We start from the raw sequence: 23906 nt of genomic DNA, 5'->3' as shown, positions 1-23906 counted from the left end.
AGTGCTGACCAGGCTATCCGGTACCCGCCTTGTAACCCACGCCCCGCACGGTCAGGATGATTTCGGGTCGCTCCGGATCCGGCTCGATCTTGGCGCGCAGCCGCTGCACGTGCACGTTCACCAGGCGGGTGTCGGCGGCGTGGCGGTAGCCCCAGACCTGTTCCAGCAGCACCTCGCGGGTGAAGACCTGGCGCGGCTTGCGGGCGAGCGCGACCAGCAGGTCGAACTCCAGCGGGGTCAGCTTCACCTCGTCGCCGTCGCGGCTGACCGTGTGCGCCGGCACGTCGATGGTGATCTGGTTGCCGGGCGGCCCGATCGTCAGCATCTCCGGGGCCACGTCCTCGCCCCGGCGCAGCCGGGCCCGCATCCGGGCCACCAGCTCCTTGGGCTTGAACGGCTTCACCACGTAGTCGTCGGCGCCGGACTCCAGGCCGAGCACCACGTCCACGGTGTCGCTCTTGGCGGTCAGCATCACGATCGGCACGCCGGACTCGCCCCGGATGGCGCGGGCCACGTCGATGCCGCTCATGCCGGGGAGCATCAGGTCGAGCAGGACGATGTCGGGTCGGTTGTCGCGGAAGGCGGCCAGCGCCCGTTCGCCGTCCGCGACGAAGGACGGCACGAAGCCCTCGCTGCGCAGCACGATGCCGAGCATCTCGGCGAGGGCGGGGTCGTCGTCGACCACGAGTACCCGGGCTCTCATGGGGTTTATCGTTCCATCCCCGTTCGTCTGGAGGGGTTCGGCGTCTCCACGGCACGGTAGCGCCGAGCGGGCCCGCGCACCACAGCAAGCGGCGTGGCCGCACAGCGTGGCGCGTCAGGGCGGACGGGTCCACCGGACGCGGACCCGCCGTGCAACCATGATCCCTCGGGCGCCACGCCGCCCGCCACCTCCGCCCTGCCCGCCAGGAGTACGCGTGCCCGACGCCGGCCCGACCGCGGTGCTGCCGCGCCGTCCGCTGACCGTCGGCGAACTGCTCGACGCGGCAGTGCTGCTGCTGCGCGACCACGCCCGGGTGCTCGTCCCGCTCGCCCTCTTGCTGGCCCTCGCCGAGCAGGCGGTGCTCCACCCGCTGCGGCTGCTGGTCGAGGCCGACCCGCCGCAGTGGTGGCCGGCGGATTTCGGTGACTCGCTGCCCTGGTACTGGCTGCTGCTGGCGACCGGCGCCGGCACCGAGGCGGCGATCATCGCGCTGCTGGGCGGCCCGGCCGCGCGCGGCGCCGGCGCGGCCCTGCTGGGGCGCCGTCCCGGGCCGGCCGAGTTGCTGCGCGGCTCCCGGCTCGGCCCCGTGGTGCTGGCCGCCTTCGCGGTCGGCCCCGTCGTCGCGCTCGCCGCACTGACCGGGCCGGGCTGGTTCCTGGCGTACGGGCTGCTCGGCCTGGTGGTGCCGGTGCTGGTGCTGGACGGGGTGCCCGGACACCGGGCCCCGTGGCGGGCGATCCGCCTGGCGGGCCGGGTGAGCGCGCGGGCCGCCGCCGTCCGGCTGCTGGGCTACCTGGGCTGGTGGCTGATCCGGCTCGGCATCGGGCTGGGCGTCTATCACGGTCTCGGCATGCTGGGCCTGTTCGACGTGTCCGCCTGGGCGCTGCCGGTGACCGTCGCCGCCTTCGCCGCGGTGAACGCGCTGGCGTACCCGGCGCTGGCCTGCCTGGACGCGGTGCTGCACCTGGAGACCCGGATCCGCACCGAAGGGCTGGACATCCGGCTCTCCCGCGCGCCGGCGGGCGTACCGGAACCGGTCCTGCTGGCGGCGCAGCGGTGAGCCGGTGGTGGACCGAGACGGTCGCGGCCCTCGGTGACCTGCTGCCGCTGCCGCTGGCCGCGCTGATCCTGCTGGCGGTCGCGCTGCTGGCCGCCCTGGGCTGGTACTTCTTCCCGGCCTGGGTGCCCCGCCGGCTGCCCCGGTTCTCACTGCCCCGGCTGCGCCTGCCGCGCCTGCCCCGGCTGCGGCTGCCCCGCCTGCGCAGGCCCGCGCGCCGCCGCCGCTCCGATCCGCCGCCGGTACGCGTGCCCGAGCCCCGGACCCCGGAGGCCGTGCCGGCCGGCGTGCCCGGGCTGGCCGACCGGCTCGCGGCCGAGGGCCGGTACGCCGAGGCGGTCCGGGAACGGCTGCGCGAGATGGTCCGGCTCCTGGTCACGCGGCACGTCGTGGAGCCCCGCCCCGGGCTCACAGTGGTCGAGCTGACCGAGGCGGCGGCCCGTGCCCGGCCCCAGGTGCGGCCGACGCTGCACACCGCCGGGGCGATCTTCTCCGACCTCTGGTACGCCCAGCGTCCCGCCACCGCCGCGCACGACCACCGGATGCGTGAACTCGCCGCCGACCTGCGTCGCGAGCTGACCGGGGAGGAGCCGCGATGACCGCCACCGTGACGCCGGCGGAAACGGCCACCGCCGCGACGCCGCGCCGTCGGCGGCACCGGCTGCTCGTCCCGCTCGGGCTGGCCGTGCTGCTGATCGTGACCACGCTCGTGCTGCACGCCGTCGACCGGCCCGACACCGACGAGCCCGGCTTCCTCTCCCCGGTCGCCACCGACGACGACGGGGGCAGCCGGCTCGCCGAGGCGCTGCGCGCGCAGGGCGTGCCGGTGCGCCGGGAGACGGCGTTCGACGGGGTGCTGCAGACCGCCGGCATCGCGCCGAGCACCGTCTTCGTGCCCGCGCCCGGACTGGTGCACCCGGACCTGCTCGACCGCCTGACCGCCCTGCCCCCGGGCACCCGCCTGGTGTTCGTCGAGCCCTCCCCGCGGGTGCTCGCCGAACTGGACACGCCGGTCGAGGCGGCCGCCCGGCGCTGGGCCGCGCGGGCCGTGCCGCCGGACGCGGACGGCACGCCGTGCCCGCTGCCCGAGGCGGTCCGGGCCGGCACCGCCGCGATCGACCTGCAGCGCTACGCCGGGCCGGCCGAGGTCGGCCACTGCTACGGCGGCGCGCTGCTGCGCGTCCCCGGACGGGTCGAGGTGGTGCTGGCCGGCGCCAGCGACCCGTTCCGCAACGACCGGATCGGCGAGTGGGGCAACGAGGCCCTCGCCGCCGGTCTGCTCGGCGGGAACCGCCCGCTCGTCTGGCTCGACCTGCCCGAGCCGGTACCGGCCCCGACCCGCCCGAGCTGGTCCCCGGAACCCTTCACCGAGGAGCCCGCCCAGGGCGGCGACGGCGAACGGTCGGAACGGCCCGACCCGCCCGACCGCGCCGACCCGCCGTGGGAGAACCCGCTCTGGGGCGCCTTCCCGCAGTGGTTCTGGGCGCTCCTGGCGCAGCTCGCCCTGGCCGGGCTGCTCGTCGTGCTCTGGCGGGCCCGCCGGCTCGGGCCACCGGTGTCGGAGCCGCTGCCGGTGACCGTGCGGGCCGCCGAGACGGTACGCGGCCGGGCGCGGCTCTACCGCCGGGCGGGCGCCCGGGACACGGTCGCCGAGACGCTGCGCGCCGCCGCGCTGGACCGGCTCCTGCCCCGGCTCAACCTGCCTCCGGACACGCCCGACGACGAGGTGGCCGCCCGGATCGCCGAGCACACCGGTGCCGACCCGGAACGGGTGGCCGAACTGCTCTACGGCCCCGCCCCGGAGAAGGACCGCGAGCTGCTGGAGCTGGCCCGCGAACTGGACGCCCTGACCCGTACCCTGGCCCCGCATCCGAGCGAAGGAGACACCCGGTGACCGGACCCGTCACGACCACCGCCCCGTCCGGCGCCCGCGCCGCCCTGCACCGGCTGCGCGCCGAGGTGGCCAAGGCCGTCGTCGGGCAGGACGCCGTGGTCACCGGGCTGGTGATCGCGCTGCTCTGCCGGGGGCACGTGCTGCTGGAGGGCGTACCGGGGGTGGCCAAGACGCTGCTGGTGCGGACGCTTGCCGCCGCGCTCGACCTGGACGCCAAGCGGGTGCAGTTCACCCCCGACCTGATGCCCGGCGACGTCACCGGCTCGCTGATCTTCGACCAGCGCACCGCCGCGTTCACGTTCCGGGAGGGGCCGGTCTTCACCAACCTGCTCCTCGCCGACGAGATCAACCGGACCCCGCCGAAGACGCAGTCGGCGCTGCTGGAGGTGATGGAGGAGCGGCAGGTCTCGGTCGAGGGCGAGCGCCGTCCGCTGCCCGACCCGTTCATCGTCGCGGCCACCCAGAACCCGGTCGAGTACGAGGGCACCTACCCGCTGCCCGAGGCGCAGCTCGACCGCTTCCTGCTCAAGCTGACGGTGCCGCTGCCGGAGCGGGAGGAGGAGCTGGGTGTGCTCCGCGCGCACCACGCCGGTTTCGACCCGCGTGACCTGCGTGCCGCCGGCGTACGCCCGGTGGCCGGTGCGGCGGACCTGGCCGCGGCCCGGGCCGAGGTGCAGCGGGTGCACGTGGCCGAGCCGGTGCTCGGCTACATCGTGGACGTGTGCCGGGGCACCCGTTCCGCCCCGGCGCTGGAGCTGGGCGCGTCGCCCCGGGGCGCCACCGCGCTGCTGAACACCGCCAAGGCGTGGTCCTGGCTGGCCGGCCGGGACCACGTCACGCCGGACGACGTGAAGGCGGTGGCCCGGCCCACGCTGCGGCACCGGCTGCGGCCGCGCCCGGAGGCGGAGCTGGAGGGCGTGACCGTGGACGCGGTGCTGGACTCGGTGCTGGCCACCGTGCCGACGCCGCGATGACCTGGCGGGCGGGTCTGCTGCTCGGCCTGGGCGCGCTGACGCTGCCGTTCTGGCCGGCGCCGTTCGTCGGGATGGCCGTGCTGACCGTCGTGCTGCTGCTGCTGGTGGCGCTCGACCGGGCGATGGCCGCCCCGCCGCACGCGCTCACGGTGACCCGCTCCGGCGACCGTACGGTGCGGCTCGGCGGCACCGCCACCGTCACGCTGCACCTGACCAACCCGACCCACCACACGCTGTACGCCCAGGTGCGCGACGCCTGGGTGCCGTCGGCCGGGGCCCGCCCGGACGTGCCGCCGCAGCGCCTGCTCACCGTGCCGCCCGGTGGCGTCGCCACGCTGCCGGTCCGGCTCACCCCGACCCGGCGCGGCGACCGGCCGGCGGTGGCGCTGACCGTACGCTCGCTCGGGCCGATGCGCCTGGGCGCCCGGCAGCGCGCCGGGCAGCCCGCCACCCCGCCGTGGACGCTGCGGGTGCTGCCCCGGTTCGACTCCCGCCGGCACCTGCCGGAGAAGCTGGCCCGGCTGCGGGTCATCGACGGTGTGCAGGTGACCCGGGGGCGCGGCCACGGCACCGAGTTCGACACGCTGCGCGAGTACGCGGTGGGCGACGACGTCCGTTCGATCGACTGGCGGGGCAGCGCCCGGCGCGCCGACATCCTGGTCCGCACCTGGCGCCCGGAACGGGACCGGCGCCTGGTCTGCGTGCTCGACACCGGCCGCACCTCGGCGGTCCGGCTGGGCGACGAGCCCCGGCTGGACACCGCCATCGACGCGGCGCTGCTGCTCACCGCGCTCGCGGCCCGCGCCGGTGACCGGGTGGACCTGCTGGCGGCGGACACCGAGATCCGGGCGCGGGTGACCGGCAGCGGCCGTCCGGCCCTGCTCGCCCGGCTGGTCGAGGCGGTGGCGCCGCTGGAGCCGACGCTCGCCGAGACCGACTTCGAGCTGATCGCCGGCGAGGTGCTGCGCCGGGAGCGGCAGCGCAGCCTGGTGGTGCTGTTCACCGCGCTGGAGGCGGGCGCGATCGGCGAAGGGCTGCTGCCGGTGCTGCCCCGGCTGGCGACCCGGCACCGGGTGGTGCTGGCCGCCGGCAGCGACCCGGTGCTGAGCAGGCTCGCCACTGCCACCCCGACCGGCCCGGACGACCCGTACGCGGCCGCGTCGGCGTGGCGGGCGCTGGCCGAGCGGGACCGGGTACGCGCCGCGCTGTCCCGCTACGGGGTGACGGTGGTGGACGTGCCGGCCCACCGGCTCGCCCCGGCCGTCGCGGACACCTACCTGCGGCTCAAGTCCCTCGGTCAGCTCTGACCGCGCGCCGGCCGAGCACCAGCGCGTACGCGAGGAAGGTCAGCCACACCGCGGCGCCGGCGGCCACCCGGAGCGCGACCGGCAGCGGCGCCGGGGTGACGAACGCCTCGACCAGCGCGGAGACCGCGAACAGGCCGACCAGCCCGGCCGCGACCACGACGGCGAGCCGGCCCGCCTCGGCGACCGCCCGGCCGCGCCCGAGGTCCGCGGGCGGGGCGATCCAGGCCCAGGCGGTACGCAGTCCGACCCCGGCGGCGACGTAGATGCCGGTCAGTTCCAGCAGGCCGTGCGGTGTGATCAGGCCGAAGAAGACGTCTCCCCGGCCGTAGGCGACCATCACGCCGCCGACCACGCCGATGTTCAGCGCGTTCTGCCACAGTAGCCAGAGCACCGGCACCACGAGCACGCCGGCGGCCAGGCACTGGGCGGCCAGCCAGGCGTTGTGCGTCCACAGGTGGAACGCGAAGGTGGGCGCGGCGAACTCGGTGTAGTAGCCGGCGAAACCGGAGTCGACGAGTTCCCGGGCGGCTTCGTCGCCGACGAACGCGGCGGCGGTGTCCGGGTTGCCGGCGACGAACCAGATGAGGAACGCGGTGAGCAGGCTGAACCCGGTGGCCACGCCGCACCACCACGGCCAGGCACGGTAGAGGGCGGCGGGCAGGTCGGCGGCCAGGAACCGGCCCACCGCCGCCCAGGAGAACCGCTGACGGCCGGTGACCCGGGCGCGGGCCGCGAGGACCAGGTGGGACAGGCGGTTGACCAGCGCCGGCTCGGGCGCCCGGGCGCGCAGGGCGGACAGGTGCGTGGCGCTGCGCTGGTAGAGCGCCACCAGCTCGTCGACCTCTGCCGCGTCGAGGCGACGCCGCCCGGTCAGGTACTCCAGCCGCCGCCATTCGGCGTTGTGTTCGGCCACGTACGCATCGAGATCCACTCGCCCTCCCCCGTTCGGCGTCCATGGTGTTCACTGTCGGGGTGCGCGCGCAACCTCCCCCACCGCCCCGGTGGGCCGACGCCGGTCTGGTCAGCGGCGAGGCGGTGGAGCTGGACGTCCGGGCGGCCCGGCTGGGCTCCCGGGTGCTGGCCCTGCTGATCGACGCGGTGATCCAGCTCGCGCTGGCGCTCGTGCTCGGCGCGGTGCTGGGGATGGTGGCGCTCGCCCTGCTCGGGGACTACCTCGACGCCGCCCTGGCGGGGGCGCTGCAGATCGTGCTGCTGGTGCTGGTGCTGATCGGCTATCCGGTGGTGATGGAACGTTTCGCCGGTGGCCGGACGGTGGGCAAGCTGGCCGTCGGGCTGCGGGTGGTCCGGGCCGACGGCGGCCCGGTGGGGGTGGGCCAGTCGCTGACGCGGGCGCTCGTCGGCGTCGCGGTGGAGTGGCCCGGGCTGGTGCTGCCGCTGCTGAGCTGGGCGGCGAGCGTCACGGTGATGCTCACCGACCCGCGCGGACGCCGGCTGGGTGACCTGGTCGCCGGCACGCTCGTGGTGCACACCCGGGGCGCGACGCTGTGGCGGCCGCTGCCGCCGGCCGCGCCGCCGCTGCTGGCCTGGGCCGGCACGCTCGACCTGACCCGCCTCGACGACGGGCTGGCGCTGGCCGTGCGGCAGTACCTGGACCGGCTGCCCCAGCTCGCCGAACCGGACCGGTTCCGGCTGGGCCGGGGGCTGTGGACGGAGGTCGCGGCGGTCACCTCGCCGCCTCCGCCGTGGGCCGCGCCGGACTGGGCGTACCTGTCGGCGGTGCTCGCCGAGCGGGGGCGGCGGGCGGCGCACCGGCTGGGCCGCAGCCGGGCGGTCGCCGCCACGCTCTGGCCGGAGCTGGTCCCGGCGCCCGCCGTGGTGCCGGGCTCCACCGGGCCGGGCGCCGTCCTGCCAGGCCCCGCCGGGCCGGGCGCGGGCCGGTTGCGGCCCGCCGCGCCGCAGTTCGAACCCGATCCGGTACGCCGCTGAGCCGCTTCGGGTGAGCTGAGCCGGCTTCAGGAGAACAGCGCGCGCCCCCACCAGTCGGCTGCGTCGCGCAGGCCGGGCGGGCAGGCGAACAGGCCGCTGGAGACGTGCCGCAGGTATTCGTTCATCGCGTCGTTGCGGGCCAGCCGGGTCTGGATCGGCACGAACTGCCGGCGCGGGTCGCGCTGGTAGGCGATGAAGAACAGCCCGGCGTCGAGCCGGCCCAGCCCGTCCGAGCCGTCCACGAAGTTGTAGCCGCGGCGCAGCAGGCGGGCGCCGTCGTTGGTGTCCGGGTGGGCCAGCCGTACGTGCGCGGTGTCGGCGATGAGCGGCTCGCCGTCGTCGCCCCTGGCGGCGAAGTCCGGCTCGTCGAACTCGTCCCGGCGGCCGATCGGCGCGCCGCTGCCCTTGGTCCGGCCGACGATCATCTCCTGCTCGGCCAGCGGGCTGCGGTCCCACGTCTCGATCAGCATCCGGATCTTCCGGGTGACCAGGTAGGAGCCGCCGGTCATCCAGTCGGGGCCGTCACCGGGCTGCACCCAGAGCTGGTCGCGGAGCAGGGCGGCGTCCTCGGCCTTGAGGTTGGCGGTGCCGTCCTTGAAGCCGAACAGGTTGCGTGGCGTGGCCTGGTCCCGCGACGTCGACGAGGTACGCCCGAAGCCGAGCTGCGACCAGCGGACGCTCACCACGCCCATGCCGATCCGGGCGAGGTTGCGGATGGCGTGCACCGCGACCTGCGGGTCGTTGGCGCACGCCTGGACGCAGATGTCGCCGCCGGACAGTTCCGGCCGCAGCGCGTCCCCGGCGAAGTGCGGCAGGTCGGCCAGGGCGGCCGGACGCCGGGCGGCGATGCCGAAGCGGTCCCGGCCCTGCGCGTCGCGGAACAGCGTCGGTCCGAAGCCCACGGTGAGGGTGAGCTGCGACGGGGGCAGCCCGAGCGCCTCGCCGGTGTCGTCCGGCGGGGCCTCGGGCATGCCGCCGACCGCGCCGATCACCCCGGCGTCCTTCCCGGCGGTCATCCGGGCCGCGGCGGCGGTCCACTCCTGGAGCATGGCGACGAGCCGGTCCCGGTCCTTGGTGACCACGTCGAACGCGACGAAGTGCAGCCGGTCCTGGGCCGGGGTGGTGATGCCGGCCTGGTGCTCGCCGAGGAACGGCACGGAACCGGCGGCCGATTCGGTCGCTGATGCCTCGTTCCCGCCGGCGAGCAGCGCGCCCGCGCCACCCGCCACCCCGGCGACACCGGCCACGCCGACGCCGGCCAGGGTCATCGCCCGGCGCCGGGACAGGCCGCGGCCGGTCCGCTCGCGGTTCGGCTCGCTCGTCGCGTCACCGCCGGCCGGGCCGGTCATCGCGCGACTGCCGCCGCGACCTTGCTGACCGGCTCGGCCAGCGCGTTGACCGCGTCCGACAGCTCCTTCAGCTCGTCCTTGCCGAGCTGGGTGTGCAGCTTCCAGCCGTCGCCGGCGCGGTGCTTGCCGAGCGTGGTCTCCACGTTCGCGAACTCGCTGTCGAGCTGCTTGACGAGGTCGGGCGCGCGCTGCTCCAGCGCCGGACGCAGCGCGGCGACGGCCGCCTTGGAGCCCTCCAGGTTGGCGTTGAAGTCCCAGAGGTCGGTGTGCGAGTAGCGCTCCTCCTCGCCGGTGATCTTCCCGCTGGCGACCTCGTCGAGCAGCGCCTTGGCGCCGTTGGCGAGCTGGAGCGGGGTGAGCTTCTCGGCGTCCGCCTTGGCCACGATCGCCTTCACGTCGGCCAGGAGCCGGTCGGCGATCGGGCCGTCGGAGCTGACGTCGCCGGTGGTCCAGAGGTCCTTCTCGATCCGGTGGAAGCCGGTGAACTCCATGCCCTCCTCGACCACCTCCTCGCGGCCGTCGATCTTCGGGTCGAGGTCGCCGAAGCTCTCCGCGACCGGCTCGATCCGCTCCCAGTAGGTGCGGGCCACCGGGTACAGCGCCTTGGCCTTCGCCACGTCGTTCGCCTTGACCGCGGCCACGAACTCCTCGGTCTTCGTCAGCAGCGCGGCGGTCTGGCTGCGCACGTACCGCTGGTAGCTCTCGGTGGCCTGGGTCAGCGCGGCGTCGGGGGCGACAGTCGCGGCGGTGCCGGAGACCTTCAGCGCGCCCCGGATGCCCCGGCCGCTCATTCCCGGCTTGCAGGCCGTCTCGTACGTGCCGGCGGTCAGCTCGACGCGCAGCTCCCGGCTGAGCCCGGGGGCGATGTTCTCCACCTCGCCCATCACCCGGTCACCGGCGGCGTAGACGTAGAACTCGTTGACCTTGGAACCGTTGTTCGTCACCTTGAACGTGACCTGACCGGCGTCGATCTCGGTGTCGGCGACCTCGCAGACGGTGTCGGTGGCCTTGACGGCGATCGGCCCGCCGTTCTTGGCGTCGGCGTCGTCACCGCCCCCGCAGCCGGTCAGTCCGGCGACGGCGAGCAGCCCGGCGGCGGCGGGCGCGACGAGTCGGGTGGTACGCATCGTGCGGTCTCCTCGGGAACGGGTGGTTCAGGCGCGGGGGGACGGAACAGCGGCGACGTCGGCCGGCGCGGTGGGTGTGGCGGCGGCCGGAACCGGCTTGGCGGACCGGGCGGGCTTGCGCAGGAAGAGCACGAGCACCGGGACCGCGTACGCGATCCAGGCGACCAGCTCCAGCACCGTCGGCGCGGCGGTGACGTTGAACATGCCGGCGAGCAGCGCGCCGTACCAGGCGTTCGGGTCGAGCGTGGTGGAGATGTCGAAGGCGAGGTCGTTCAGGCCGGGCAGCACGCCCGCTTCCTGGAAGTCGTGCACGCCGTACTTGAGGATGCCGGCGGCCACCAGGATGAGCAGCGCCCCGGTCCAGGTGAAGAACCGGCTGAGGTTGATCCGGACGGCGCTGCGGTAGAGCAGGAAGCCGATCACCACGGCGGTGGCGATGCCGCCGGCCAGGGCGAGCAGCGAGCCGGGCCCGGTGCCGCCGGCTGCGCTCTCGGCGGCGGCGTAGAAGATCAGCGCGGTCTCCAGGCCCTCCCGGATGACCGCGAGGAACGCCATGCCGGCGACCGCCAGGGAGCCGACCGCGAGCGCGTCGGTGAGCTTGCCGCGCAGCTCACCCGCGATGGTGCGGGCGGCCCGGCGCATCCAGAAGATCATCCAGGTCACGAACACCACGGCGGCGACCGAGGTGACCGCCTCGAACAGCTCGCGCGACTCCGAGGTGCGCAGCAGCGAGGTCGAGGTGTACTGGATGAGCGAGCCGAAGCCGACGGAGAGCGCCACGGCCAGGCCGACGCCGGTCCACACCTGCGGCAGCCGGTCGCGGCGCTGCGACTTCACCAGGAACGCGACGAGGATGCTGACCACAAGTGTCGCTTCCAGGCCCTCGCGCAGGCCGATCAGGTACGTGGCGAACATCAGCTGCTCCGTGGTCGCTAACTTAGGGCAGGCATACCTTCCTCCTGTTCACAGCAAACGTCAAGCTGATCGCGGTAACGTCACCCGGTTCGGCACCCGCCGGCCCACCCCGTACGCGAAAAGGGACCGGGACGGCCGCGCGGCGGCGGACCCCGGTCCCTTCCGGAGCGTGAACTCAGTAGCGGTAGTGGTCGGGCTTGAACGGGCCCTCCGTGGAGACGCCCAGGTAGGCGGCCTGCTCCTTGGTGAGCGTGGTCAGCTTCGCGCCGAGCGCGTCCAGGTGCAGCCGGGCGACCTTCTCGTCCAGGTGCTTGGGCAGCACGTAGACGCCGATCGGGTATTCCTCGGTCTTGGTGAACAGCTCGATCTGGGCGATCGTCTGGTTGGCGAACGAGTTCGACATCACGAAGCTCGGGTGGCCGGTGGCGTTGCCCAGGTTCAGCAGGCGGCCCTCGGAGAGCACGATGATCGCGTGGCCGTCGTCGAAGCGCCACACGTCGACCTGCGGCTTGATGTTCTCCCGGGTCACGTCGCTGCGCTTGGCCAGGCCGGCCATGTCGATCTCGTTGTCGAAGTGGCCGATGTTGCCCACGATGGCCTGGTGCTTCATCCGGGCCATGTGCTCGTTGGTGATGACGTCGAAGCAGCCGGTCGCGGTGATGAAGATGTCCGCCTGCTCGACCACGTCGTCCAGCGTGGCGACCTGGTAGCCGTCCATCGCCGCCTGGAGCGCGCAGATCGGGTCGACCTCGGTCACCACGACCCGGGCGCCCTGGCCGCGCAGCGACTCGGCGCAGCCCTTGCCCACGTCGCCGTAGCCCATGACCACTGCCATCTTGCCGCCGATCAGCACGTCGGTGGCCCGGTTGATGCCGTCGATGAGCGAGTGGCGGCAGCCGTACTTGTTGTCGAACTTGCTCTTGGTCACCGAGTCGTTGACGTTGATGGCCGGGAAGAGCAGCGTGCCGGCGCGGTGCATCTCGTAGAGCCGGTGCACGCCGGTGGTGGTCTCCTCGGTGACGCCCTTGATGCCGGCGGCGATCCGGGTCCAGCGCTGGTTGTCCTCGGCCAGCGAGCGGTGCAGCAGTTCGAGGATGACCGCGTACTCCTCGGAGTCGGCGGACTCGACCGGCGGCACGGCGCCCGCCTTCTCGAACTCGGCGCCCTTGTGGACGAGCAGGGTGGCGTCGCCGCCGTCGTCCAGGATCATGTTCGGGCCCTGCCCGTCCGGCCAGGCGAGCACCTGCTCGGTGCACCACCAGTACTCCGGCAGCGTCTCGCCCTTCCAGGCGTAGACCGGCACGCCGGCCGGGGCCTCCGGGGTGCCCTCGGGGCCGACCACGATCGCCGCGGCGGCGTGGTCCTGGGTGGAGAAGATGTTGCAGGACGCCCAGCGGACCTGCGCGCCGAGCGCGACAAGGGTCTCGATCAGGACGGCGGTCTGGACGGTCATGTGCAGCGAGCCGGTGATGCGGGCGCCGGCCAGCGGCTGGGCCTCGGCGAACTCACGCCGGATCGCCATCAGGCCGGGCATCTCGTGCTCGGCGAGCCGGATCTCCTTGCGACCGAACGCGGCGAGCGACAGATCCGCCACCTTGTAGTCGCCCTCGGCGAGGGTGCTCGGCCGAGCCTGCGACGACGCGCCGCTGGAGGCCGCGGGGAGGGTGCTGGTCATGGAAGCTCCTGTCGAACGATGTGGTGCGCAGCCTTCCACCTTACGCGCGCGACCCACCCGGCCGGTGCCCGGTTGACCGAGCACACAATCGGCCGGTCGGCGGACAGCGCACGGGGCGGTCGGTCGTGGACGGACTTTCCGTCCACGGCCCGGCCGCCCCGTGCATCCCCCCGGTTTGGTTCCCCCGCACGTCATCGGACCTTCGTCGCGACAACGCTGCGTACCCATAGGGTCACACCACGCCAGTAGGCCGTCAAGCTATTTCGGGAAAGTCGGACTTGCGGCTTTTGCTGAGCGCTCAGCGCAGGCCACAGGTGGCGACGAACGCCTCGCCGTCCCCGCCCAGCGTCAGCGGACCTCCCGCCGCCGTGCCCACAGCGGCCTGTCCCGCGCCCAGCGTGACCACGCCCACCCCGTCGTCAACGGTGAGCTTCCCGGTCCGGCAGAGCACCACCCGCGGCCCGGGCAGCGTCAACCGCGCCCCCGGCGACCCGGTGGCGACCTCGACCCGGTGCAGCGCGAAGTCCTCCACCGGCACCGGCCACGTCAGCACCCCGGGCGCCACCGTCTCCGGCCGCAGCACCGGCTCGGTCAGCACCTCGAACCGGAGCACCCGCAGCAGCTCGTCCACGTCCACCCGCTTCGGGGTCAGCCCGCCACGCAGCACGTTGTCGCTGGCCGCCATGATCTCCACGCCGGTGCCGCGCAGGTAGGCGTGCAGGTTCCCGGCCGGCATCCAGATGCCCTCGCCGGGCGCCAGCCGGACGTGGTGCAACAGCAACGCCACCACCACGCCCGGATCCTCCGGATAGCCGGCCGCCAGCGTGCGTACCAGCTCGGCGTCCGCCGACCCGGGACCGGCGTCCGCCGCCGCCAGCACGGCCGCCACCAGCCCGGCGCGCTCCGCCCGCGGCCAGCTCAACAGCAGGCGTACCGCCTCCCGCAGCCCCGCCGGCCCGGCGCGCAACGCCGCCACCACAGGTTCCAGCGCGGGTACGCCGAACGCGGCGATCGCCGCCGCCGACTCCCCCGGGTCGCGGAAGCCGCACAGCGCGTCGAACTCCGAGAGCGCCACCAGCAGCTCCGGCTTGTGGTACGGGTCGACGTAGTTGATCCGCTCCACGTCGGCGGCGTGCCCGGCGCGGGCCTGCTCGGCGTCCGGATGGGCCTGGAGGCTCAGCGGGGAGTCGGCGGCCAGCACCTTCAGCAGGAACGGCAGCCGGGTGCCGAACCGGCCGACCAGCCGCTCACCCAGCCAGTGGCCCGGCTCGGCCACCAGCAGCTCCGTGAGGCTGACCGGACGGCCGTCCCGCTGAACGGTGCCCGGGGCGCCCGGGTGGGCGCCCAGCCACAGCTCCGCCTCCGGCCCGTTGCTCGGCACCGGCCGCCCCTGCAACTCGGCGATCGCGGTGCGCGAGCCCCAGGCGTAGTCGCGGATCCGGCCCTGCAACAGCTCCATCGGTCAGCTCCCGGGCCGCCCGGCCACCTCGTCGGCCGCGTGCGCCTCGCCGGTGGTCGCGGCCTCCGGGACGGCGGTCGCCGCCGCCTGCCCGGTGCCCGCCCGCTCCGCCTCCGGCGAGTAGATGTCCGGCTCCAGGTAGATCACCCGGGCGGTCGGCACCTCACGCCGGATCCGGGCCTCGACCGCGTTGATGTCGCGGGCCAGATCCTCGGCGGTCTCCCAGGCCGGCACCGCGATCTTCGCGGCCACCATCAGCTCCTCGGGGCCCAGGTAGAGCGTCTTCATGTGGATGATCCGCTCGACCTCGGGACCGTTCGTGACGGCCTGCTCGATCTTGGCCAGCTCGCCCTGCTCCGCGCCCTCGCCGAGCAGCAGGCTCTTGGTCTCGATCGCCAGCGTGACCGCGATGACCACGAGCAGCACACCGATCATCGCGGTGCCCGCCGCGTCCCACATGCCGTTTCCGGTGATCAGCGTCATGCCGACGCCGAACAGCGCGAAGACCAGACCGACGAGCGCGCCGAAGTCCTCCAGCAGCACCACCGGCAGCTCCGGGGCCTTGGCCCGGCGGATGAACCGCACCCAGGTCTGGTTGCCCCGGATCAGGTTGGACTCCTTGATCGCGGTACGGAAGGAGAAGCCCTCCATCACGATCGCGGCCACCAGCACCGCCACCGGCACCCACTGCCAGCTCTCGATCGGGTGCGGATCGGACGCCTTGTGGTACGCCTCGTAGAGCGCGAACAGGCCACCGAGGCTGAACAGCACGATCGCCACGATGAACGCGTAGATGTAGCGCTCCCGGCCGTACCCGAACGGGTGCTGCGGCGTGGCCTGCCGCTTGGCCCGCCGGCCACCGAGCAGCAGCAGGCCCTGGTTGCCCGAGTCGGCCACCGAGTGGATCGACTCGGCCAGCATCGACGACGAGCCGGTGAGGGCGAACGCGACGAACTTGGTGACGGCGATACCGAGGTTCGCCGCCAGGGCGGCGACGATCGCCTTCGTGCCCCCGTTCGCGCTCATTCCCCGCCTCGCTCGATGCCCCGTGTGCTCACTGGTTCGCTAGCTCCTTCATCTCCGTGATGGCCGGTACCGCCATCGGGTCCAGGCCGTGTGCCAGGGCCAGGTAGATCGAGGCGAAGTCGGGGACCGCCACCAGCGACGCGAGCCGCTCCAGCGCGGAGCCGCCCTCGGCGGTCACCACGTCGCAGCGCACCCCACGGCGCTCGGCGAGCGTCTGCACCGCGTCCGCGCGGCGCTCCTCGACCGCCAGCGGCTCGTCGGTGTCGTCGTCGGCGTTGAGCCCGCCGTCGCGCAGCAGCACCAGCCGCAGCCGGGTGCCGTCGGACTCGTCGTCGCCCGGGTCGGCGAAGATGTCCCGCTCGCCCTCGGCCAGGCCGCCGAACACGCCGTCGAGCAGGCCGACACGACCCCGCCCCGCCTCGCCCAGCGCGCCGGCGACCACCGGGTAGCGGGCGTTGGCGGACAACGTGTCGCCGAACCGCCGGGCCGCGACGGTCGCCAGCGGAGACGAGCCCCAGACGATCGGGATCGAGCCGGACAGCCCCAGCGCCAGCGACTTCGCCGGGTTGACGAAGGACTCCGCGGTCGGCCGGCATCGATCGGCGTCCGCGTCGAGCCGGGCCGCCGTCTCCGCCAGGTCGGCCTCGTTGACCTTCACCAGCCCGAGGGTACGGGCGGCGAGCAGAACCGGCACGGTGAGCGCCCAGAGGCTGGCCCTCGCCGGCGCGCGCCGGGGCACCGGGATGAACGGCGCCCGGGCCCGCTCCGCCACCGACTGGAGTTGCGAGTCGGGCGCGCCCACCGCCACCAGCCGGGCGCCACGGCGGTGCGCCGCCTCGGCCGCGCCCAGCGCCTCGGGGCTGCGCCCGGACGCGCTCACCGCGATGACCACGTCCGCCGCACCCACCCAGCCCGGCACGCCGGCGCTGCGGTGCGGGATGACCGGCACCGGGCAGCGCGGCCCGGCGACAGTGGCCAGCACGTCACCGGTACGCCCGGCGGTGCCGATGCCGGCGATGACCACCGCGCGCGGCCGGCCGTCGTCGGCGAGCACTGACAGGTTGGCCTCGGCGGCCAGCGCCGCCGACTCACGCACCTGCGCGCCGGCGGACGCGGTGTGCCGGAGCATGCCGCCCGGGTCCCGCTCGGCCAGCAGCGCCGCGTCGTCGAGCAGGGCCTCATCGGCGTGCCGGTGCCCGCTGACCCCGGCCGTACCCTCCATCACCGCGACGACCCGCCCCGCGCCTCGTCGGCCGCGGGTCCACCGCGCGCCTCGTCCAGCAGGAGCACCGGTACGTCGTCGCGGACCTCGAAGATGCGACCGCACTCGGTGCAGGTGAGCGTCTGCGCCTGCGCGTCGTAGTCGAGCGGGGCGTGATGCGTGTCCGGGCAGGCGAGGATCTCGAGCAACTGCGGGTCCAGGGCCACGGCGCGGCTCCTTCCACGTATGCGGTCTCACCGGTCGGCGGTGCCGATCGGCGCACGCGATCTTATCGGCCAACCGGCCCCGGCACCGGGCCCCGTTCGGCCCCGGTGTCCGGTCCTCCGGCCGGGCAGGTGGCGGCCACCGGGTCACGGCGCGACCACCCACCGTCACGGTAACCCCGGGAGCCGGTCGGGTTCCGCCTCAGTCCGGCAAGCGGGGCAGGAGGCTCGTCGCGTCCCCGCCCGCGGGCGCGGGCGGCGTCGACCCGGAGACGGGCGGGGTCGGACCGGACGAAGGCGCGCCGTACACGCTGCCCGCCGGACGGGGCGCCGGCGTGCCGCCGTACACCGTGGGGGCCGGCCCGGTGGCGCCGGAGCGGTAGGTGGTGGTGCTGCGTGGCAGCGGGACCGGCGGCTGGTCGGCGACCGGCCCGCCGCCGCTGCGGTCGGCGCGACTGCGGCGCAGCAGCAGGACGATGAGCGCGGCGCCGACGAGCACCAGCCCGATACCGAACCACATGATCATGGAACCTCCGAACGACGAGTCGTCGGCCGCGGCGGTGGCCGGGGCGACGGCAGCGGCGACCGGCGACGTGTCAGTCGCCTCGGCCGGTGTGGTCTCGCTCGCGCTGGGCGTCGGCGAGGGCTTACGGGACGGACTCGGGCTCGGCGTACGCGGCGCGCCCACCAGCCGGGCCGACCCACCGGCCCGGCCGAGCACGTCACCGTTCGCGGCGCTCGCCTCGCCCGCCAGTTCCAACCGCCCGCCGACGACGCCGGCCAGGAAGGACACCCGGTAGCGCACGGTGGCGCCCTTGCCCTTGCACAGCGGCCGGTCGACCGGCGCGACCTGGGCGGTGGCGACCGCGCCGTCACCACCGGAGACCGGCACCGGCGTCCAGCCGTCCCCGGCGGCCACCTGCACCCGCACCTGGTCCGCCCGAAGGCCCTCCAACCGGAGCCCGATCGCGGTACGCAGCTGCACGCAGCCGTCGGTGCGCTTGCGCACCTCGACAGTCACGCCACCCGGCGAACCCCCGGCGGTGAAGCTGCCCGCCGAGCGCAGCCCGACCCGGTCGTCCCGGGCCGACGCCGGCGACGCCGGGACGGCGATCAGGCCACCCAGCAGCGCGCCGACAATGGCCCACCGCGCCGCGTGCCTCCCCACCGACATCCCCACCTCACCGTTGCGTCCGGACCGGATCCGCCGGTCAGGTTACTACCGGGCCCGGAGGGCACCTCCGCATCGACCACGCCACATGTGTGCCGCGCCACGCGATCACCGCCGGTCCAGGTCACCGCCGGAGACGACGGCCGAGGCGAGCGCCCGGCGGCACAGTTGGTCGGCCGTCCGGGTCGTCTCCGGCAGCCGGTACCGGGGCGTCAGTGCCAGTACCCGTTCGACCGCGTTGTCCAACCCCATCCGGTGCCCGACGCTGACGAAGACCGGCCGGACGCCCTCCCGGGTACGCAGCACCCGCCCGACCACGTCGCCCTCGTCACACAGGTCGGCGCTGTCACCACGCTCGGGGCCCGGCCCGGTCCACGAGCCGACGAGCGGCGTCTTCCCCACGCCGATCGCGGGCAGCCCGGTCACCAGACCCAGATGGCAGGCCAGCCCGAACCGGCGCGGGTGCGCCAGCCCGTGCCCGTCGCACACCAGCAGCTCCGGGCGGACGGTCAGCCGGTCCAACGCGGCCAGCAGCGCCGGCATCTCCCGGAAGGCGAACAGCCCCGGCACGTACGGAAAGGCGGGCCGCCCCACGCACACCGCCTCGTCCACCACGGCGAGGCTGACTGCGTCCAGCACCGTGACGGCGGCGGCGAGCAAATCACCGTCCTGCGCGTACGCCACGTCCAGGCCGGCCACCGTCGCGGGCGCGGCGGGACCGGGTCCCACCAGGTCCACCCGCGACCGCAGCTCCTCCTGTACGCGCCTCGCCTCCGTCGCGTCGGCGGGCGGCACGTACGGCACGGGTGGACTCTCGTCGACGGACATGACGTTCCCGGCCGCGTCAGGAGGCTGAGGCGGCGATGGTGGGGTCGGCGGCGGGGTCGCCTGCCTGCTGGAGCTGCTCCTCGAACATCACAAAGGTCCGCCGCCGGACTCCCCTGATCAACGCCTGCTCCTGGGGCGTCGGATACCGACGCTCCTCCCGTAGCGTGTCCTGGATTGCCCGAACGGTCTCGTAGAGAGCGAAGATCGGACCGTCACCACTCAGATAACGGCCCCGTTCATGCTCAGTGAGCTGAATGAACTCATCTCGCGATATCTCATTGATCTCGTCGCCGCCGACGAAAAGCACCTTGTCGATGAGATTGTTGGCCTCGCGCCAGCCTCCGGTGTCCTTGAACAGGATCCAGCCCGCTACGCCGCCGTCGGGGGTGGCTACAAGCTTCAGGGGAGAGTGGTAGTAGTCGAAGAACTTCGGCAGCTGCAAGCCCTCCACCTGCCTCATCGCGGTGATTCCTCCCCAAGACTCTCCTGCACCTTGCCCCAGTAGGCACTCTGCGCTCTCCGGAGAAGTCCATCACGTATAGCGCGTTCACCCTGCGTCAACGACCTGCCCTCGATCTCAGCCACCGCTTCCAGATCGCGTCGGATCTCGTACAGCGCATGCTCCCACTCTGCGACGTCGTCGAGCGACACCAGGTGCAGCCGAAGCTCTGCCACATGACCGTTCGGCATTCCGAGATTCAGCAGTATGTCTCGGTAACCGCTGGCCTGCGGCTTAAGGAAGCGGTCCTTTATGTGCAGGATCACGATCTCTGGATCGGCTTCAAGGCGTCCAAGCGCCTGGTAGACCGCGTCGAGGGTATGGAACTGCACTTTGGCCGCAGCCAAGTCCTTGAGCTGCGACGCGTCATACCCGTACTCAGCCTCCAGCTTGTCGAGAACCCGCTCCCGGCTCTTGGGCTCGCTTCTCCAGTCGGGCCTGCCCTCGTCCGCAGCGAGCTTGACGGCGAGTGTGTTCAACTGTTCCTGGGCGACCGCCGCATCTGCATAGAGCCGGTCGATGTATGCGAGGCGATACACCTCATCATGGCGTCGCGTCTCATCGAATCCGAGCTGCAGTGTCGACTGACTGCGCGCTGCTACCGAACTGGTGAGTTGACGCTGGGCTTGGCTGACAGGCGTCGAGTGGGGTTTCAGTGGCTCGGGCGCGATCACCGCCTCGGCCCCGCGGACGGCTATGTCGTTGATGACCTCGCCGAGTACGTCGATGGCCTGCTGGTGGCTGGCCAGGTGATGCAGGGTCAGCGGTCGCGCGGTCAGCGAGTTCGCGAGTTCCGGTGTCGCCAGGATCATCCGGACCAGGTCGGGCCGCTCCGCGAGCTGCCGTACCAGCGTCTCGGCCAGCAACTCCTCCCGTCGCGGCGGCGCCTCCCAGCTCTGGTCGAGCATCCGTTGCACGCGCGGGTCGGCGAACAACCGGCCGAGGTCGGCCGCTGCGGCATCGTCCAGCCCGGGTGCGAGCCGCCGCAGCGTCGGCGCGTCGGCGGCCTGCGCCAGCTCCACGGGTGTCACCCCGGCGGCGAAGGCCGCGTCGAGGCTTCCGCTCTCGGCGAGCACGTCGCGTACGTAGAGCCCGCCGGCGATCCGGTCGGCGTGCGCCTGCCGGTGTTCCTCGCGTACCCGGTCGGGTTGCGGCTCGACGGGCGGCGCGCTGCCCGGCGGGGGTGCGTCCGCCCGGGTGTGGAAAGTGGTGGACTCGCCGAGCAGGTGGACGTGATTGAAGTCCGGCGCGTTCCCGTCGTCGGCCGGCGGCGGCTCGGGCAGGCGTGGCGGCGCCGGGCGGGGCAAGGGCTCGGGCAGGACGTTGAACGTGCCGGGCGGGCGGCCGGTGAGCGGCATCGGCCGTCCGTCAGGGCCGAGCACCAGCGCGTCGACGCCGACCACGTTGCCCTCGAACGGGCGACCGCTGTGGTGGTAGAGCGGCCGGTCGGCGACGGCGCCCGACTGCGGGTCGAGGAAGAGGACCGTGCCGTTCTGGTTCAACGCCACCCAGGCATGCGATCCGCCACCCTCGAAGCTGGTGATGAGGAAGGCGTAGCTGCCGTGGCCGCCCGACGCCAACTGCGCGTACAGGTCGCGGTAGCCGCGATCCACCAGCCACTGGCGCTGCGGGCCGGTGATGCCGGGCCGGTCGACCGGGCACAGGTTCTGGAACCGGCCGCCAGTGGTCTGCTCGACCCGCAGCGGTCCGTCCGCCTCGCCGCCCACCGGGCGGAGCACGTCACCGCCGAGGTAGCCGTCGAACGTACGCGGAGCGGCGACCCGCGGCCGTCCGTGGACCCATGTCTCGAACAGCGACAGGGTGCAGTCGAGGCAGTTGATGCCCCGGGTCGCGTCCGCCGCCGGTCCGCCGTCGTTCGCCAGGCGGAACCATCCGCCACGCCGGGGATCGGCGGTACGCGCGACGCTGCCGTCCGGGTTGCGGGGCATCTGCCGTTCCAGGTCGGTCTGATGCAGCGCGAGCGGTGGCCGGAGCCCTCCCCGGCGGCCGTAGGGCCGGGACCTGTCGATCGGTTCGGGGTGGCCGTGGCCGGTGAGCGCGGAATGGTCGGCCGTCTCGACCGCGCCGACGGCCAGGTCCGCCACGTCGTCGTTGATCCGGTAGAAGTCGAGGTCGTCCTCGACCATCACCTGCTCCGGCACGAGTCGCCCGGCGAGGACCTGCCGAGCCTCCTCGCGCAGGTCGGCCGCCTCGAGATCCGCCTCGTGCGCTTCGCGGTGCCATCGTTGCGCCGCCAGCGTCCGCCCGGTGCGACGCAGTTCCATTGCCTGCGCGGCCCAGTCGCTGGCCCGTTCCTCGTGATAGGCGGCACGCTCGTGCAGCCAGTCGGCCCTGGTCTGACGTCGGCGATCCTCGAACCACGTCCGCTGGGCCTGCAGGTAACCGTGGTAGCGGCGCCGGTCGAACGACTCCCGGTCGGCCGCGAGGCGCGCGGCGCGCTCCTGGATGGTCCGTAGGTCGGGAGGCGGCGGGTCGACCGGGCCGGGGTTGGGTGCCGGCGGATCGATGGCGGGCCGAGGCGGCGCCAGGGACTCCAGCAGCGGAAAGCGCGGGTTCGGCGTCGGGCGGGGGTCCGGCCCGAGCGGCCCCTGGGGTGAGGCGGACTGCGGCTGTGGCGGCGGGGCGCTCAACGGTGCGGGGTGCCCGACGTCGGGGGCAGTCCGGTCCGACAGTGGTGGCGCCGCCGACTGCGGGTGCTCCCCGATCGATGGGGACAGCGTGGCCGGTCCCGCTGCCGCCTGGACCGGAGTCGATGGCGGCGGGGAGTTGCTGCCGGGCACCAGGGGCGGGTAACCCGTGCCGGTTCGCGGGTCGACCTGCTCGGCAGGGGACGCGATGGGCACATCCGTGATCACGGAGGACAACGTGGGGCTGGAAGCGACCGATAGCCGCGTCACGTCCGGTGGGGTGGCACCGGCCACCGGCGGCGTCGCCGTCTCCGGCGCCGGACGCGGCGGGTCAACCGCCAGCGGGTGAGCGGCGGCAGCGTGCGGTGGGACGGGTGCGGGTGTCGGGGAGACCTGGCCCGCCACCGCTTCGCCGCCCTGGACGAGCGGCTCGGCGACCCGCTGGGCCGGGATGAGCCCGACGGGGTCGCCGACGGGTGGCACGTCCAGCCCGACCGGCGGAACGGTCAGCCCGCTCAACTGCCCGTCGAGGCGGCGTTGCAGCGCGGAGTCGGTCTGGCCGGTGGCGGAGCCGGTCGCGCCGGACGCCGCGGCGCGCGCGAGATCCTCCAGCGACGGGCCGTGACCGGTGGCCAATCCGGCCGCGGTCTCGGCCAGCGTCTCCCCGGCCATCTCCCGGCCGAACCGCTCGCCGATCTCGGCGAACCGCCCGCTCGCATGACGGCCCAGACCCGCGAGCGGCGCGACCGCCCCACCGGCGAAGCCGCCGAGAGCCGACGTGCTCACGTCGGTCAGGTCCAGGCCGTCACGTCGGCCGGTGGTGTTCTGATACGCCTGCGTCGCGAGGTTGGTACCCGCTTCCTGACCGGCCTCCACCAGGCCGCCGAGCGCCGCCCGTCGGGCCAGTCCACGGGCACCGGCCTTCGCCGCCTCCTTCGCGGCCCGCTCACCCGCCTCCTTGAGCCCCTGCTTGACCGCCTTGCGGGCGAGCTGGGCCACCAGGCGCTTGAAGATCTGCTGGACGACGACCCTCGTCGCGGTGATCGCGGCGGCGGCCGCCGGGGAGGCGGCGCCCAGGGTGAGCACGGCGGCCACCGCCAGGGCCAGCAGTTCCACCACCAGGATGCCCAGCTCGATCCAGGCTTCGAGCTTCGCGCCCTCGATGTCGCAGCCGCAGGAGTCGACCAGCCGGCCCAACTCGTCGGTGGCCGCCACGAGGACGTGCAGCGGCGCATCCTCACCTTCGGCGAGCTTGTGCCAGGCCCTGTCGAACGCGCCGGCGACCAGGCCGACGCCGCCGTATCCGCTCTTCACCTCACCGGCGGCGGCGGTGGCGTCGTCGCGCGGACCGGTCAGGACGCCCGCGACGCCGTACCACTGGTCGGCCAGGTCCCAGACGGAGCGCTCGTTGCCCTCCGGCCACTCGACGCCCACGACCCAGTCGAGCGCTTCGTAGATCCAGCCGGGCACGTCCCACGGGCAGAAGTCGAGCGGGTGCGGGATCGGGCTGGGCAGCATGCTCACGCGCGGATCCTCCGGTGGTCAGCGCCAGGGCCGACGCGGGTTGTGGCCCTGCTGGGGGATCTTTCCGAGGTCACGGGCGTTGCTCAGGTCCGTCTCCACGGTGGCCGCGACCGAGCGGACGACATCCGACCCGAGGACCTCCAGCGACCGGCCGAGTTGTTCCCACGCCCGCAGCAGCGTCTCGGCGTAGCCCTGGTAGTGCTTGTCGAAGGCGGCGCCGATGTCGTCGCGGCCCCAGGGTCGCTGGTCGCTCGCGGCCGCGATCGGGTCGCCTGTCTCCCGCCGGGCCGCGCTCATCGCCTTACCGGACAGGGTCAGGTCGGCGCCGCCGCGCCGGGCCCGGTCCGGGTCCAGCCAGATCTCTCCCCCGGCCACCTG

At 74.0% G+C, this 23906-nt stretch carries 21 protein-coding genes; 6 read left to right on the top strand and 15 right to left on the bottom strand.

Annotated features, from left to right (window positions below; translation table 11 throughout):
• Window positions 1–13: 13 nt before the first annotated feature.
• Window positions 14–703, bottom strand: coding sequence for an MtrAB system response regulator MtrA (gene mtrA / locus J3R08_RS04730; RefSeq protein ID WP_030501405.1), 690 nt, complete (start codon window positions 701–703; stop codon window positions 14–16).
• 214 nt (window positions 704–917) lie between these two features.
• Here mtrA and J3R08_RS04725 point away from each other — a divergent pair, with 214 nt between their 5' ends.
• From J3R08_RS04725 to J3R08_RS04705, 5 genes are read left to right on the top strand one after another with little or no spacing between them, the layout of a single operon-like run.
• Complete coding sequence (locus J3R08_RS04725; RefSeq protein ID WP_209960140.1) at window positions 918–1763, top strand: hypothetical protein; 846 nt, start codon at window positions 918–920, stop codon at window positions 1761–1763.
• Window positions 1760–2359: a DUF4129 domain-containing protein gene (locus tag J3R08_RS04720; RefSeq protein ID WP_209960137.1), complete on the top strand. Its 600-nt coding sequence runs from the start codon at window positions 1760–1762 to the stop codon at window positions 2357–2359. Before J3R08_RS04725 ends, J3R08_RS04720 begins: the two co-directional genes overlap by 4 nt.
• The gene (locus J3R08_RS04715) at window positions 2356–3654 is read left to right on the top strand and encodes a DUF4350 domain-containing protein (RefSeq protein WP_209960135.1); all 1299 of its coding nucleotides are present in this window, start codon (window positions 2356–2358) and stop codon (window positions 3652–3654) included. Before J3R08_RS04720 ends, J3R08_RS04715 begins: the two co-directional genes overlap by 4 nt.
• Window positions 3651–4628 (top strand): MoxR family ATPase, encoded by a 978-nt coding sequence (locus J3R08_RS04710; RefSeq protein WP_064447732.1) that lies wholly within the window; start codon window positions 3651–3653, stop codon window positions 4626–4628. Before J3R08_RS04715 ends, J3R08_RS04710 begins: the two co-directional genes overlap by 4 nt.
• Window positions 4625–5935 carry a DUF58 domain-containing protein gene (locus J3R08_RS04705; protein ID WP_209960133.1) on the top strand — a complete coding sequence of 437 codons (1311 nt, stop codon included), beginning with the start codon at window positions 4625–4627 and terminating at the stop codon, window positions 5933–5935. The genes J3R08_RS04710 and J3R08_RS04705 overlap by 4 nt, the downstream gene beginning before the upstream one ends.
• Here the strand turns inward: J3R08_RS04705 and J3R08_RS04700 are convergent.
• Window positions 5913–6866, bottom strand: coding sequence for a stage II sporulation protein M (locus tag J3R08_RS04700; protein ID WP_043326396.1), 954 nt, complete (start codon window positions 6864–6866; stop codon window positions 5913–5915). The genes J3R08_RS04705 and J3R08_RS04700 overlap by 23 nt on opposite strands.
• A 23-nt stretch (window positions 6867–6889) precedes the next feature.
• Here J3R08_RS04700 and J3R08_RS04695 point away from each other — a divergent pair, with 23 nt between their 5' ends.
• The gene (locus J3R08_RS04695) at window positions 6890–7882 is read left to right on the top strand and encodes an RDD family protein (protein WP_209960131.1); all 993 of its coding nucleotides are present in this window, start codon (window positions 6890–6892) and stop codon (window positions 7880–7882) included.
• Between the two features lie 26 nt (window positions 7883–7908).
• Here the strand turns inward: J3R08_RS04695 and efeB are convergent, their stop codons facing one another.
• The 13 genes from efeB to J3R08_RS04630 form a co-directional block, all read right to left on the bottom strand.
• Window positions 7909–9231 carry an iron uptake transporter deferrochelatase/peroxidase subunit gene (gene efeB, locus J3R08_RS04690; RefSeq protein ID WP_209960128.1) on the bottom strand — a complete coding sequence of 441 codons (1323 nt, stop codon included), beginning with the start codon at window positions 9229–9231 and terminating at the stop codon, window positions 7909–7911.
• A complete protein-coding gene (efeO, locus tag J3R08_RS04685) occupies window positions 9228–10358 on the bottom strand; it encodes an iron uptake system protein EfeO (protein WP_209960126.1) in 1131 nt (376 codons plus the stop codon). Before efeO ends, efeB begins: the two co-directional genes overlap by 4 nt.
• Before the next feature lie 27 nt (window positions 10359–10385).
• Window positions 10386–11273 (bottom strand): iron uptake transporter permease EfeU, encoded by an 888-nt coding sequence (efeU, locus tag J3R08_RS04680; RefSeq protein WP_209960123.1) that lies wholly within the window; start codon window positions 11271–11273, stop codon window positions 10386–10388.
• A 175-nt stretch (window positions 11274–11448) separates the two neighbouring features.
• Window positions 11449–12948: an adenosylhomocysteinase gene (gene ahcY / locus J3R08_RS04675; RefSeq protein ID WP_043326405.1), complete on the bottom strand. Its 1500-nt coding sequence runs from the start codon at window positions 12946–12948 to the stop codon at window positions 11449–11451.
• Window positions 12949–13246: 298 nt separating this feature from the next.
• Window positions 13247–14407 (bottom strand): mannose-6-phosphate isomerase, class I, encoded by a 1161-nt coding sequence (manA, locus tag J3R08_RS04670; RefSeq protein WP_209960122.1) that lies wholly within the window; start codon window positions 14405–14407, stop codon window positions 13247–13249.
• A gap of 3 nt (window positions 14408–14410) precedes the next feature.
• Window positions 14411–15433, bottom strand: a complete 1023-nt coding sequence (locus J3R08_RS04665) for a cation diffusion facilitator family transporter (protein WP_069087457.1) — start codon at window positions 15431–15433, stop codon at window positions 14411–14413.
• A 28-nt stretch (window positions 15434–15461) separates the two neighbouring features.
• The gene (locus J3R08_RS04660) at window positions 15462–16658 is read right to left on the bottom strand and encodes an SIS domain-containing protein (protein ID WP_043326408.1); all 1197 of its coding nucleotides are present in this window, start codon (window positions 16656–16658) and stop codon (window positions 15462–15464) included.
• Window positions 16655–16861: a Trm112 family protein gene (locus tag J3R08_RS04655; RefSeq protein ID WP_030501390.1), complete on the bottom strand. Its 207-nt coding sequence runs from the start codon at window positions 16859–16861 to the stop codon at window positions 16655–16657. The genes J3R08_RS04660 and J3R08_RS04655 overlap by 4 nt, the downstream gene beginning before the upstream one ends.
• A 199-nt stretch (window positions 16862–17060) precedes the next feature.
• Window positions 17061–18032 carry a hypothetical protein gene (locus J3R08_RS04650; RefSeq protein ID WP_113971974.1) on the bottom strand — a complete coding sequence of 324 codons (972 nt, stop codon included), beginning with the start codon at window positions 18030–18032 and terminating at the stop codon, window positions 17061–17063.
• A gap of 105 nt (window positions 18033–18137) precedes the next feature.
• Window positions 18138–18857, bottom strand: a complete 720-nt coding sequence (gene nfi, locus J3R08_RS04645; protein ID WP_209960120.1) for a deoxyribonuclease V — start codon at window positions 18855–18857, stop codon at window positions 18138–18140.
• A gap of 16 nt (window positions 18858–18873) precedes the next feature.
• Window positions 18874–19317 (bottom strand): hypothetical protein, encoded by a 444-nt coding sequence (locus J3R08_RS04640; protein WP_043326415.1) that lies wholly within the window; start codon window positions 19315–19317, stop codon window positions 18874–18876.
• Complete coding sequence (locus tag J3R08_RS04635; RefSeq protein WP_245254994.1) at window positions 19314–23522, bottom strand: toxin glutamine deamidase domain-containing protein; 4209 nt, start codon at window positions 23520–23522, stop codon at window positions 19314–19316. Before J3R08_RS04635 ends, J3R08_RS04640 begins: the two co-directional genes overlap by 4 nt.
• Window positions 23523–23546: 24 nt before the next feature.
• Window positions 23547–23903: a hypothetical protein gene (locus tag J3R08_RS04630; RefSeq protein WP_113971977.1), complete on the bottom strand. Its 357-nt coding sequence runs from the start codon at window positions 23901–23903 to the stop codon at window positions 23547–23549.
• Window positions 23904–23906 lie beyond the last annotated feature (3 nt).

It is taken from the genome of Micromonospora sp. HB375 (assembly GCF_017872985.1).
Taxonomy (GTDB): Bacteria; Actinomycetota; Actinomycetes; order Mycobacteriales; family Micromonosporaceae; genus Micromonospora; species Micromonospora chalcea.
This window is presented reverse-complemented; position numbering and strand designations above follow the sequence as displayed.

Bases quoted from the DNA above. Each gene is read 5' to 3' on its own strand.
- mtrA (WP_030501405.1), bottom strand. From the start codon at position 703: ATGAGAGCCCGGGTACTCGTGGTCGACGACGACCCCGCCCTCGCCGAG.
- J3R08_RS04715 (WP_209960135.1), top strand. From the start codon at position 2,356: ATGACCGCCACCGTGACGCCGGCGGAAACGGCCACCGCCGCGACGCCG.
- J3R08_RS04705 (WP_209960133.1), top strand. From the start codon at position 4,625: ATGACCTGGCGGGCGGGTCTGCTGCTCGGCCTGGGCGCGCTGACGCTG.
- J3R08_RS04695 (WP_209960131.1), top strand. From the start codon at position 6,890: ATGGTGTTCACTGTCGGGGTGCGCGCGCAACCTCCCCCACCGCCCCGG.
- efeB (WP_209960128.1), bottom strand. From the start codon at position 9,231: ATGACCGGCCCGGCCGGCGGTGACGCGACGAGCGAGCCGAACCGCGAG.
- efeO (WP_209960126.1), bottom strand. From the start codon at position 10,358: ATGCGTACCACCCGACTCGTCGCGCCCGCCGCCGCCGGGCTGCTCGCC.
- efeU (WP_209960123.1), bottom strand. From the start codon at position 11,273: ATGTTCGCCACGTACCTGATCGGCCTGCGCGAGGGCCTGGAAGCGACA.
- ahcY (WP_043326405.1), bottom strand. From the start codon at position 12,948: ATGACCAGCACCCTCCCCGCGGCCTCCAGCGGCGCGTCGTCGCAGGCT.
- manA (WP_209960122.1), bottom strand. From the start codon at position 14,407: ATGGAGCTGTTGCAGGGCCGGATCCGCGACTACGCCTGGGGCTCGCGC.
- J3R08_RS04665 (WP_069087457.1), bottom strand. From the start codon at position 15,433: ATGAGCGCGAACGGGGGCACGAAGGCGATCGTCGCCGCCCTGGCGGCG.
- J3R08_RS04650 (WP_113971974.1), bottom strand. From the start codon at position 18,032: ATGTCGGTGGGGAGGCACGCGGCGCGGTGGGCCATTGTCGGCGCGCTG.
- nfi (WP_209960120.1), bottom strand. From the start codon at position 18,857: ATGTCCGTCGACGAGAGTCCACCCGTGCCGTACGTGCCGCCCGCCGAC.
- J3R08_RS04640 (WP_043326415.1), bottom strand. From the start codon at position 19,317: ATGAGGCAGGTGGAGGGCTTGCAGCTGCCGAAGTTCTTCGACTACTAC.
- J3R08_RS04635 (WP_245254994.1), bottom strand. From the start codon at position 23,522: ATGCTGCCCAGCCCGATCCCGCACCCGCTCGACTTCTGCCCGTGGGAC.